Annotated in this window: 11 protein-coding genes and 1 pseudogene; 1 reads left to right on the plus strand and 11 read right to left on the minus strand. The window is 57.4% G+C overall.

Translation table 11 applies throughout. The features are described from left to right. Positions 1-4 precede the first annotated feature (4 nt). Positions 5-1,303, minus strand: a complete 1,299-nt coding sequence (locus HC231_RS09765; protein WP_208230797.1) for an O-acetylhomoserine aminocarboxypropyltransferase/cysteine synthase family protein — start codon at positions 1,301-1,303, stop codon at positions 5-7. Between the two features lie 524 nt (positions 1,304-1,827). Between HC231_RS09765 and HC231_RS09770 the strand changes: the two genes are divergently transcribed. Then, entirely contained in the window at positions 1,828-3,723 is a 1,896-nt protein-coding gene (locus HC231_RS09770; protein ID WP_208230798.1) for a DNA/RNA non-specific endonuclease, read from the plus strand. Between the two features lie 116 nt (positions 3,724-3,839). On the opposite strand, the gene HC231_RS09775 is transcribed toward HC231_RS09770, so the two are convergent. The 10 genes and pseudogenes from HC231_RS09775 to HC231_RS09820 all read right to left on the minus strand — a co-directional run bounded on the left by HC231_RS09775 (position 3,840) and on the right by HC231_RS09820 (position 11,880). Further along, positions 3,840-4,295 carry a cupin domain-containing protein gene (locus HC231_RS09775; protein ID WP_208230799.1) on the minus strand — a complete coding sequence of 152 codons (456 nt, stop codon included), beginning with the start codon at positions 4,293-4,295 and terminating at the stop codon, positions 3,840-3,842. Positions 4,296-4,748: 453 nt separating this feature from the next. Next, positions 4,749-5,825: a type III secretion system export apparatus subunit SctU gene (gene sctU, locus HC231_RS09780; RefSeq protein ID WP_208230800.1), complete on the minus strand. Its 1,077-nt coding sequence runs from the start codon at positions 5,823-5,825 to the stop codon at positions 4,749-4,751. A 10-nt stretch (positions 5,826-5,835) separates the two neighbouring features. After that, on the minus strand, positions 5,836-6,633 hold the full coding sequence (gene sctT / locus HC231_RS09785; protein ID WP_208230801.1) for a type III secretion system export apparatus subunit SctT: 798 nt from the start codon (positions 6,631-6,633) through the stop codon (positions 5,836-5,838). Positions 6,634-6,641: 8 nt separating this feature from the next. Next, positions 6,642-6,896 (minus strand): type III secretion system export apparatus subunit SctS, encoded by a 255-nt coding sequence (gene sctS, locus HC231_RS09790; RefSeq protein WP_208230802.1) that lies wholly within the window; start codon positions 6,894-6,896, stop codon positions 6,642-6,644. A 7-nt stretch (positions 6,897-6,903) separates the two neighbouring features. After that, positions 6,904-7,557: a type III secretion system export apparatus subunit SctR gene (gene sctR, locus HC231_RS09795; RefSeq protein ID WP_208230803.1), complete on the minus strand. Its 654-nt coding sequence runs from the start codon at positions 7,555-7,557 to the stop codon at positions 6,904-6,906. Further along, positions 7,554-8,630: a type III secretion system cytoplasmic ring protein SctQ gene (sctQ, locus tag HC231_RS09800; protein ID WP_208230804.1), complete on the minus strand. Its 1,077-nt coding sequence runs from the start codon at positions 8,628-8,630 to the stop codon at positions 7,554-7,556. The genes sctR and sctQ overlap by 4 nt, the downstream gene beginning before the upstream one ends. After that, positions 8,624-9,142: a type III secretion system HrpP C-terminal domain-containing protein gene (locus HC231_RS09805; RefSeq protein ID WP_208230805.1), complete on the minus strand. Its 519-nt coding sequence runs from the start codon at positions 9,140-9,142 to the stop codon at positions 8,624-8,626. The genes sctQ and HC231_RS09805 overlap by 7 nt, the downstream gene beginning before the upstream one ends. After that, a complete protein-coding gene (locus tag HC231_RS09810) occupies positions 9,139-9,576 on the minus strand; it encodes a type III secretion protein (RefSeq protein ID WP_208230806.1) in 438 nt (145 codons plus the stop codon). The genes HC231_RS09805 and HC231_RS09810 overlap by 4 nt, the downstream gene beginning before the upstream one ends. Beyond that, a pseudogene (gene sctN / locus HC231_RS09815) lies at positions 9,566-10,935 on the minus strand (type III secretion system ATPase SctN). The gene HC231_RS09810 and the pseudogene sctN overlap by 11 nt, the downstream one beginning before the upstream one ends. Next, on the minus strand, positions 10,936-11,880 hold the full coding sequence (locus tag HC231_RS09820) for an FHA domain-containing protein (protein ID WP_208230807.1): 945 nt from the start codon (positions 11,878-11,880) through the stop codon (positions 10,936-10,938). It lies immediately after the preceding pseudogene.

Here is an 11,880-nt window from a genome sequence, read left to right on the forward strand (position 1 = left end):
CGGATTATTTACTGGCGTTGAACGCCTGTTCGATGTCCGCCTTCAGGTCGTCAATATGTTCGATGCCTACCGAGAACCGCAGCCCGGCCGGCGTCACGCCGGCGGCTAGCTGCTGCTCATCGCTCAATTGCTGATGGGTGGTGGCCGAAGGCTGGATAATCAAGGTCTTTGCGTCGCCGACATTCGCCAGGTGGGTAATCAGCCGCAGACTGTTGATAAAACGGCTGGCGCGCTCTTTGCCCCCTCTGATTTCCACGGACAGTACGCCGCCAAACCCTTTTTTCAGGTATTTGTGGGCGATATCGTATGCCGGGCTGGAAGGTAAACCCGGATAGTTCACGCTTTCCACTTCCGGATGCTTTTCCAGCCAGAGCGCCAGTTCCAGCGCGTTATCAACATGCCGCTCTACCCGCAGAGAGAGCGTTTCCAGTCCTTGCAATAGAAGAAAGGCGTTAAAAGGCGACAAGGTCGGGCCGAAATCACGCAGGCCTTCGACCCTGGCGCGGATAATAAACTGAATGTTGCCCAATTCACTGCCCGGACCGAAAACATCGTTATACACCAGACCATGGTAAGCCTCCGACGGCGTTGAGAATTGCGGGAATTTTCCGTTGCCCCACGGATAGTTGCCGCCATCCACTATCACGCCGCCGATGCTGTTGCCATGGCCGCCGATCCATTTGGTCGCGGATTCCACCACCACGTGCGCGCCATGCTCAAGGGGGCGAAAGAGATACCCGCCGGCGGCAAAGGTATTATCCACCACCAGGGGCAGGTTATATTTTTGCGCTAACTCGGCGAAATGGTCGAAATCAGGGAACCCCAGGCGCGGATTGCCGATGGTTTCCAGGTAAAGCGCTTTGGTGTTTTCATTAATCAGGCTTTCAAAACTTTTGGCGTTATCATCTGTGGCAACGCGAACTTCCACGCCCAATCGCTTAAAAGATAGATTGAACTGCGTCCAGGTGCCGCCGTACAACGAAGGCGAAGAGACGAAATTATCGCCGGCCTGCAAGATATTGTTCAGCGCAATAAATTGCGCGGCCTGGCCGGACGCCACCGCCAATGCGGCTACGCCGCCTTCCAGCGCGGCGATGCGCTTTTCAAACACGTCGGTGGTGGGATTTTGGATCCGGGTATAGATATTGCCGAATTCACGCAGTGCAAACCGATCGGCGCCCTGTTGGGCGTTCTCGAAAGCATAAGACGTTGTCTGATAAATAGGCACGGCCCGCGCTCCGGTAGTGGGATCGGGCTCTTGGCCGGCATGAAGTTGCAAAGTTTCGAATTTTAAGGATGCCATAAGATGTTCTCAATTAAGTTAGAGAATAAGAACATCAGGTAAACATAGCCGGGGTTGATTGTTAACTGACTAAAAAGGATATTGATTGTTGTTTTCGTACTATGCGTCACTACTCTTAATGGCAATCCATTCTTAAATATTAAGCGTGATAATTTATACCCTGAATAATGGGGGCGCAGGAAAATCAACGCATTTACCGCTTGAAACATTACGTCTTATATATTTAAAGAATATGTCATATGCTGGTCGCGCTTATTTCATTCATTAGTAAAAATCATGCCGCAACAGGCATTTTGTTTGAATGGCTATATAGAAAAATAAATGGTTATTTTTAATAAGCGCCGATTTCCGCGCCCGATAATATCGGCTCGCATTTTATGCGTCGATTATTTAGGGTATATACTACTAATTAGTCTCTGCGCTTTTTTAGCCACAAACTGGCGCGGCGTCCCGTTGAATACATCCACGATGTCGGCGTAGTGATCGTATTCAGCCAGGGCGGCATAGTCATGGGGGAACGTCGGATGGCCAAACCTAAATCATCGCGTAAGAAGGGCGGCTCGCCGGGGGCGAATCAAGAGGCTTTGCGTCGGCACATACGGGCGAAAGGCGCCGATTACCTCAAGGATCCCAATATTACGTCCGTTGGCATTGGCTTGAAAAATGGCGATGGCCCGGTATGTCTCCAGTTCACCGTCGGAATGAAGGGCGAATCGGCCATACAGTCGCTCGGCAGTCTGCGTATTCCAGAGGCTATCGAAATTGACGGCGTCATGATCCCGACCGACGTGATACAACGCTCTTACGGCCCCTCGTTCAAGCTCGTTAAGCCGGAACAAATGAATGCGCGCCGGGAGCGCATCGATCCCATTCGGCCAGGCGTCAGCGTTTCCCACATCGCCGGAACGGCGGGGACGATCGGCTTGATTGTCTATGATCGGTTCACCGGCAAGCCCGCGATCCTGTCGAACTGGCACGTCTTGCACGGGAATACCGGAAACGTTGGCGACGTCATCGTTCAGCCGGGGCTCTTCGACGATAACAACACCGCCCGCAATGTAACCGGCGAGCTTCTGCGCAGTCATTTGGGGCCGGCCGGAGACTGTGCGCTGGCTGGTATCCGTATGCGCGGATGTGACCCCTCGGTCTTTGAGCTGGATGTCGTTCCCACCCGCATGGCTCAAGTCGAACTCGGCGACGCCGTCGTCAAATCAGGCCGGACCACGGGCGTTACTTATGGCAAGGTTCGCCGCGTCGACGTGATGGCGCGTATCAATTATGGCTTGCCCGCAGGAGAGCAGGCGATCGGCGGCTTTGAAATCGGGCCCGACCCGGCGCATCCTTCCTCCGATGGCGAAATCAGTAAGGGCGGCGACTCTGGTTCGGCCTGGCTTATCGCCGAAGACGATAAACCGACGGATATTTTCGCTGGATTGCACTTCGCCGGCGATGCCGACGGTAATTCGAATGAACACGCGCTCGCCTGTTATCCCGCGTCTGTTCAGAAAAAACTCGGTTTTCTGCTGATGCCGCCTGGCGGGGCGGCGAAAAATTCGCTTCTTGAGGAGGCCGTTCCCCGCACCGGCTACGATGCTAATTTCCTCGGCATAGATGCTCCTGAGCCAGCTCTTTCGGCCGCGTTCAAGCGCGACGCCGTGAACTTCGGCCGCAGTCAGACCATCCCTTATACCCACTTTTCGGTGTGCCTCAGCGCAGGGCGGCGCATGGCGCGCTACGTCGCCTGGAACATTGATGGTTCGCGAATGGTAAAGCTCCCAAGACTGGGTTTCGCGCTTGATCCGCGCATCGACGCCAAGTATCAGATTGGCGAGGAGGCCTATGAGGGCAATCGGCTCGATCGCGGGCATATCGCCCGTCGCGCGGATCTCTGCTGGGGAGATGTCGAAGAGGCGATGCAGGCGAATAAGGATTCCTTCTATTTCACCAATATCGCGCCCCAGCACGAACGTTTCAACCAATCATCCCGCCAGGGGCTGTGGGGAGAATTGGAGAATCTTGTTTTCGAACAGGCTGATGTGCAGAACCTCAAACTCTCTGTTCTTGGCGGGCCGGTGTTCGGCGATGAGGATCCGATCTATCGCCGGATCCGTTTGCCGCGAGCGTTCTGGAAGGCGATCGTTTATCGGTCCGGCGATGGGCAATTACGCTGCTCGGCGTTCGTTCTCTCTCAGGACAATCTGCTAAGCGATCTTGAAAGTCTCGATCTGGACTCCTTGCGTATTTATCAGATCAGCGTATCGGATCTCGCTTCACGAACCGCGCTCGATTTCTCCGCCTATGCGGCGGCTGATGTAATGCAGCATCCGGAGATGGCGACGGTCGGCCAGGCGATCGAGGCTTCCAAACGTGAGCCAAGAGCCATCGTGGAAATCAAATCACGCGCGGAGATCATTTTTTAAAGCAAGGGGTATCTATCGGCGGCGGTTTAGTCATTCCATGACGCCGGCCCCAGCGCCGTAATCGAGCGCCGTCTCCAGCTAAACATGATAAAGCCCTGTGATCAGGGCTTTCAGGATTATTTATCGGCGGTAAAGTAATCGTTGGTATCTGTGATGGGGATATATGCTCTGACCCATTCGTTTCCTTCAATCATTTCCCAGCTATGCCCCTCGCCTTGGGTGTCTTCGGCAAGAAGCACGGTTCCCGGGGCTATGGTGAACGTCGAACCATCGCTTACTTTAAACTTCAGCGTTCCTTTTAGCGTTACGACATACTGTTTTCTTGGCGCCGGGTGCGTATTTTTTTCCCAATCTTCAGTGGAGTTGCTGATCCAGAATTGTTTGGCGGGGATTTTTTCCAGCGCTGGAATGCTTCCTTTTAAAAAGGTGGAATGGTTATCCGGCGTGCTCATGAGTTTAATTGCAGGTATGCGGGTCTCGCTATTGCCCGTTGTCTTAGCCGGCTCACCGTATCCCGCCAAGGGAAGAGATAACGCGGCGGCCGATAAGAGAAATAGTTTTGCTTTTTTCATTAACTAAAACCTATCAAATGTTGTTATTGAGTGGCTAATGCCTCTCGCCGTGCTCCCTGAAACAGCCGGATCGTGTTTCACACGGCGCGATATATTACCTCAGTCATTCTTCGGATCGCCAGTAGGGTTAATCCGAACCAGACTGGCATCGCCGGGGCCGTACTGTTGCAAACGCCTATCAAGTTTTTTAGCAAATGCTTCTCGGTAGATGACGGTTATGCGGCGGCAAAAAAAATCCCGCCACGGGGGCGGGGAAACTACTCTTGGCAGGGATGGATAACTCAATATCAAGAACACAACATCAATAAGGGTTGATAAAAAGATAGCACCGGCAATGTATAGAACTGTCTTGAGCAAGTAAGGTTACCTAGACGGGTGTAAAATGAGATTGAAGCCGAAACAAGGCGGACGCCCGATGTATTCACCGAGTTTCCAGCGCCCGAGCCGTGTGTTTTATTCCATTTCAATCACTTCGTCTTTCTGTTCATCCTCCAGCTGGCGCAGGATACGGTAAACTTGCGCCACCGCCTGCAGCGTGTCGCGCGGAATGTAGTGATCGACGGGGGTGCGGTAAAGCGTTCGCGCCAGCCAGATAAAACGGATAATCGGAATTTCCGCCTGTTTGGCCTGCTCGATAAGCAGCTGCGCCTGCCGGTCTTCGCCTTTACAGATAATTTTCGGCAAAGGGGTGACGCCGGGGCGGTAGTAGAGCGCCACGGCATAGTGGGTGGGATTGACCAGCAGCATATCGGCCTCGGCAACCGGTTTTTGCGGCGGGGGCGCCGCTGGTTGGTTAATCAACTCATTCGCCAGAGATTTACGGTGTCCCTTCATGTGCGGATCCCCTTCGGCGTCTTTGTGTTCGTTACGCAGATCCTGGTGGCTCATCCGTTGCTGCTTGAGGAAAAAGTATTTCTGCAACCCGAAGTCGAGAACGGAAAGCGCCAGCAGCGCCACCAGCGTGGTGCGAGAGATATGCGCCAGCAATTCTTTCACTCCCAGCCAGAAACCGTTTAAATCCCCGTAAGCCAACTCCACCAGCGACTCCAGTTCAGGCACCACAACTTTATAAAAAACCGTGCCGATAACGGCGGCTTTCAGAATATTGGTGATCAGCTCCGTCAGCTTCCGCACGGAGAACATCTGTTTGAGTTGGTTGATGGGATTAAGACGGTTCAGATCCATCTTTAATGCTTCGGGCGCGAACAGCGGGCCGTACTGTATCCAGCCGCCTATGACCCGCAGCAATACCGCAATGCTGGCGGCCAGCAGGCAGAAAGTCAGCGCCAGCGTCATCGCGTCATGGAATACCTCTTTGACGGCCTGACCGAACGGCTGGCCCAGCCGCATTAGCGGGAGTTGTATCAGCGCCTGTAATTTACCCATGGTTTGTTCGGCCAGCGCCAGAATGCACTCCAGCAGCCCGACGCAAATCAGCAGCTTGGGAACATCCTGGCTTTGCCCGACTTCGCCTTTCTTCCGGGCATCCTGAAGTTTTTTATCGGTGGGTTTTTCGGTTTTTTCGCTCATGATCGGGCCGTTATGGTGAGGGCGGGAAAAACAGCGGGAACAGATGCTTTAAATCCGGCAAGGTCTGCAGCTTGCCATCCCCTAGATAGTGCAGAACCGGCAGATAAACGATGAAAAAAGCCAGACCGACCAGGCATTTTGCCGGAATGGAGAGCACGAATACCTGTAACTGCGGGCTATAAAGGCTGAGCAGCGAGATGCTGAACTCCAGCAGCAGCAGCAGCGCGACCAGCGGGCCGGCATAGATCACCATATGGGTGAAGGTTTCGGCGAGAAGTTTCAGGTAGATCTCAAATCCTTGCTCGGTAAGGGGCGGCAGCCATGCCAGAGCCGGCCATAGACGGTAGCTGTCCCACAAAAGCTGGGTAAGCCCGCTAATGCCGATGCCGATAATCAGCAGCAAGATAATAAGCTGTTTGAGCAGGTGGCCGAGCGGGGTGGCGTCCGGTCCCAACGCCGGGTTGAGTTGTCCGCCCATCAGCGCCCCGCGCTGGTTATCGAATAATGCGCCTACGGATTCAAACAGCCAGAATGGCATCGCCAGGATCAGGGCGAGCAGCAGGCCGACGATGACCTCTTTTAATAGCAGCCCCGGCAGCATCGGCCAGGAGATCGGCGCCTGCAGCAATTGCTGCTGGATAATCGGCGCCGGCAGCAGCGTCAGCGAAATCACCACCGCGCTGCGCAGCATGCCTCTCAGAACGTTGAGCGAAAACGCCGGCACCAGGATAAAACAGGGATAGATACGCGCAATGCCCAGCGTGATGGCGATAATGAAATCATAAACGTGCTGGATCGTGGCGATCATCGGTATCCTCAGGTGTGTTCGATCATGTTAAATGCCGTAATGGCAAGCTGGATTAGCTCCACGCCGATCCAGCGGCCGGTCAGCGCCAGCGCCACGCCGACGGAGATTAGCTTGACGGCAAACGGCAGCGTTTGGTCCTGTAGCTGCATCACCGCCTGCAATAACGAGATCAGTACGCCGACGATAACCGCCACCAGCAGCGGCGGTGCGGAGAGCAAAACAACCATCACCATGGCCTGCCGGAAGAGCGTGATAATTTCCATGCGATCCTCACAGGTAACTGTAAAAAAGGCCGTCCAGCAGCCGGGTCCAGCCGTTGACCAGCACGAACAGCAGCAGCTTGAGGGGCAACGAAAGCGTCATGGGCGCCACCATCTGCATCCCCAACGCCAGCAGCACGTTGGAAACGATCAGATCGATGACGATAAACGGCACATAGATTAAGAAACCGATTTTGAATCCGGCCGTCAGCTCGGACAGCACAAAGGCCGGGATCACCAGCAGCAGATTTTGGCTATCGACTTTTTCCGTCATGGCCGGCGGCCACATGCGCTGGCTGTTTTCATGCAAATGGGTGAGAACGTCCGGGTCGGTATTGCGGGACATAAACGTCTGCAACGGCTCCAGGCCATGCAGCACGCTCTCATGCAAGACGGTAATGTCGCTCATATCCGGCGGGCTTTCTTTAAAGCGCTTGGTGATATCCTGAAAGATCGGCGCCATAACGAACAGGGTCGCCGCCAGCGCGATGCCGTACAGCGCCATGTTGGGCGGCACCTGTTGCACGCCGATGGCGTTGCGGGTAATCAGCAGCACGATGGCGATTTTCAAAAAGCAGGTACAAACGATCATCATCAACGGAATGAGAGAAAGCGCGCCCAGAAAGAGCGCGAACATCAAGGGATCGAATTGACCGGCCGTCATACCTCTGACTCCTGTCGCGCCGGGGCGTCGGCCGTGGAGAGCAACCGGGTGATTTGCAGCCCCAGTTTGCCTTCTATATCAATCAATTCGCCATGAGCCAGCGGGATATCGCCGTGACAAAGCCAGGCTTCTCCCAGCACCACATCGCGCAGCGTCAGAACCGAACCGCTGGCCAGACGCTGTAGTTCCGGCAGCGTAAAGGTGATCTGCCCGCAACGGATATTAAGCGTCACCGGCAGCGGCGGCAGTCTGGCCGGTTCGGTTTGGTCCATCGAATTCTTATTTGTGACGATGTCACTTATTTCGTCGTGGGCGGTCTGCTGCGCCTGCGCGTCGTTAAAAGAATCGTTCATTGGGATAATCTCCATGTCAGCGATGACAAAATGGTAAGGGGCCAGTCCCGCTAAGCGCGCCGCGCCATGCAGACGCCGCTGAGCCAGCGTGATGGAGCCCTGTCCGGCAGGAGAGAAATAGGGCGTCGTCGGCAGAATGACATCGCCGCAGCCAAGCCGGCTCAGCGTTTCGGGCGTTAGCACGGCGTCGGCCAGTATTAGTGGAACGGCGAACGGCAATGAATGCGGCAAGGCCGGGTAAATCCGTCGCCAGCCAGGCCGTTTGAGCAGGGCGCGCCACCAGGCGGTAGACGCCTGTATACGGCTGCGCGTGCGAATGCCGTTCCAGCTTACCGTTAGCCAGCCTGCCACTGCGATCTCCGCCGTCCGGGGCGCCGGATGGGGAAATAGCTGGCCCAGCACCGCCGCGACCGATGGCGCAAGCGATTGGTTATACAGCGTCCAGTACCACTCCTGCGCCGCTTGCTTGTCCGTCTCCGGCAATAACGGGCAGTCGGACAACAGGCTTAAAACCGGCGCGGGTGAGGAAAGCGCGAAGATCCCGTCATCGCAGCGCCAGTGGCTGAGGGGTTCGACGCCGCCGTTCTCCGCCAGCGTCAGGCGTATCTCGCCGGGCCGATCTTCACGGCTGAACGGCAGCGTCAGGCCTGCGGCAAGCTGGTTGCGCACGTCGGCCTGTTCGCGGTACATGCGCGGCAGCGCCAGAGGTTGCGTTACCATCGCTCGTCCTCGCGGCTGGCAAAACTCAGCCTGACCGGGCAGCCCAGCGCATCGGACAGCGAACGGCGGCAGGCTTCCCGGCGATGCTTTAATAACTGGTAGCTGTCGCGGCTAAAGCGCAGGGCGATATCCCAGCCCTGCGGCGCCAACGTTGCCAGCGTGACGTCGATATCGCCCAACTGCGGCAACTGCAGGCTGAATGAAAACGGCGGGTTGCCAACGTTGTCCACAGCGTCGACCAACTCGCACTGGAGGACCAGCCATTGTGACGATGTCACTTTATCCATCGACGCATCGTAGCCGGCGGGCGGCGGCGAATCAAAACAGACCGGGGCCGCCGTTGCCGGGACGTCAGGATTCCCAGCCTGATAAACCGCCTGCTCAAAGCCGTCGGAAAAGGTGAACGCTTGCCAAAAATGGTACTGTTCTTTCTCGCCTCGTGCGGCGGATTTGGCGGGGAAAGCCGCCGCGGCGTCGGCTGGTTTGGGGAACGGGATCGTTGCGTTGCTCATGTGCGCTCCTGGGGCAGCGTTAACAGAAACTCCAGTTTTTCGACTGCTTTCTGGCACTGACGAACCGTCTGGCGCGCCTGTCCGATCTGCTGCTGTTGGCGATGGCGCCGTTGCTGATGGACATGACCGCGCTGAATTTCCTGCTCGATGTTGCGAAGGGCTTTACGTTCGGCGGCCAGTTGCGACTTGAGGTCTTCAAGCGCCTGATTACGGTCTTTCAGTTGAGCGTCGAAGGCTTCACGCCGCTGCCGATCCGTCTGTCGCAGCGCCTGCAACTGCTGTTGGTGCCGCGCTATCTGCGCGTTGATCTCCGCCAGCGCGTTCTCTTCCTGGCGCAGTTGCCGTTCGCTGCGAAACAGACGCTGGCGGCGTATCGGCATCAGCAGGTTTAGCGTGGCCTGTAATTCCTGGGCGGCGGCATCGTCATGGAGCATAAGCGCTGACCTCGGCTAATTGCTGTTGAATATCGTCGTAGGACATGGGGTCGCGCATGGCCTGGCGCAGAAACCGAGTAATATCCTGGTGCGCGTTGACCGCCGAGTCGGTTAACGCATCGTGGCCGGGCTGGTATTCCCCCAGCCGGATAAGCATTTCCACCTGCTTGTAGGCAGCCATCAGGCGGCGTACGGCGCCGGCATGATGCTGGTGCGCGTCGTCCACGACGTTGCTCATGGTGCGGCTCAGGCTGGCCAGTACGTCGATGGCGGGATAGTGGCCCTGTTCCGCCAGCCGCCGGGTTAGAACGATGTGCCCGTCAATCAGCGAGCGCACTTCGTCCGCCACCGGGTCGTTCATGGAATCCTGTTCGATCAGCACCGAATAGAGGGCGGTAATGGCGCCGGCCTGCGTTTGTCCGGCGCGCTCCACCAGGCGCGGCAGCAGGGTATACACCGAGGGCGGCAGACCGCCGCGGCCCTGCGGTTCGCCAAGGGCCAGGCCGATTTCGCGCTGGGCGCGGGCAAAGCGGGTCAGGGAGTCGATGATCAGCAATACCTGTTTGCCGGCGGCGCGGTACGCTTCGGCGATCGCGGTGGCGGTAAAGGCCGCGCGCGCGCGTTCCATACTGCTGCGATCGGAAGTGGAGCAAACCAGCACGGTACGGCGGCGCAGATCGTCATCCAACTCATGATCGAGAAACTCGCGCAGTTCGCGCCCGCGTTCGCCAATCAGGCCGAAAACAATCGCATCGCACGGCGTGTTGCGCGCCAGTTCGGCCAGCAGCGTGGTTTTGCCGCAGCCGGCGCCGGCGAAGATCCCGACGCGCTGGCCCTGTCCCAGCGTCAGTAGCCCGTCGATGGCCCGCAGGCCGGTAGGCAACGGCATGGCGATGCGCGGGCGCGACGTGGGGGGCGGCGCGTCGCCCAATACCGGAAGGGCGCCGTCATGCCGTTCTCCGGGCTGGACGAATGCGCTTTCGCCGCCGTCTTCCAGCGCGCGTCCGAAGCCGTCCAGCACGCTGCCGAACAGCCGATCGGAAACCTGGATACAGTGGGGCTGGTAAAGCGGGGCGACGGCGGCCCCTGGGCGATGCCGTCTAACGCGCCCAGCGCCGATAGAAAGGTGTTCCGCGGACTGAAACCCACGACCTCGGCCATCACCTGGCTGCCGTCTTGACGCTCGACCAAACAGAGATCGCCGATGCGCGCGCGCGGCAGGCCGCACTCCAGCAAAATGCCGCTGATGCCGATAACCCGTCCTTTCAAATCGACGGGGGCGTAATCGGACAGCCGTCGCCGCTGTTGCTGAAACCAGCGGGTCATTAATGGAAAATCTATCGCTGCCTGCGTGTGCATTTACCAATTCACCCTAATCTGCTGCTGACCGCCGAACACGATCTGATGCTCGTCGATGCTGATCAGCCGGAGCTGATTCACTTCATCGCCGACAAACAGCCGTCTGCCGTCGTCGGTGACCACGTTGGCCCGCGGCCCGCTGGTGACCTGCACAATCTGAAACGGCAATTGCGCGCTCTTCAACTGGGTACGGTTATCAACCATCAGCGTCGTGCTATAACGTTGGTGGAATTGAAGAAGCATCCGTTCCAGTTTTTTTTGTTCTTCCGCCGTTAACTGGCCGGTCAGTACAACGCGCGTATGAGTGGACGCCAGTTTTACCGCATCGGTTAATTCACGCTCGCGCAGCATGGCGTGCAGCGTACGTTCCAACTGCGCCACGCTGTTAAGCATACGGCGCGTATCTTTGGGTTTCGGCGCGGGAGGCATTGCGACGCTCTCTTGCAACAGCCAACTGCCGATCATCATCATGAGCAACAGGCTGAGCAGCAGATAGCAGCTTTTGGCCCATAGCGGCAGACGCGGCGCGGCGACGGTCGCGGAGGGCGGCGCCGCGGCGGGCTGTACCGCGTCAGGAGCTTCCTGCGGCGGCGTTTCCGCTGCGATCTCTTCGCGCTCGACGGGCGCTTCCGGCTCCGGGTCCGCTTCCCAGGGGGTTTCGGCGGCGACCACGCACAGCCAGATATGATTAAGGGCGAAAGGCGTGCCGGGCGGCAGATCGGCGATTTGCGCGACGGCGTGGCCTTCCGCATCGCTCACTTCCCCGTCCAGCGCGCTGAGCCGCCAGTTTGTTTCCTGTTTTTCCAGCAGACAATGCTGCGCGCTGATGCCCGGATCGTAGAGGACGAGATCGGCATCGTCGTCGGCGCCTATCCGCCATGACGTTCCGCTCAGCGGTAATGCCGCGCCGCGATGTAAACCTGTCAGTACGCGTAGCTCAAACAT

The sequence above is a fragment of the Brenneria izadpanahii genome (assembly GCF_017569925.1).
In the GTDB taxonomy this organism is placed as follows: domain Bacteria; phylum Pseudomonadota; class Gammaproteobacteria; order Enterobacterales; family Enterobacteriaceae; genus Brenneria; species Brenneria izadpanahii.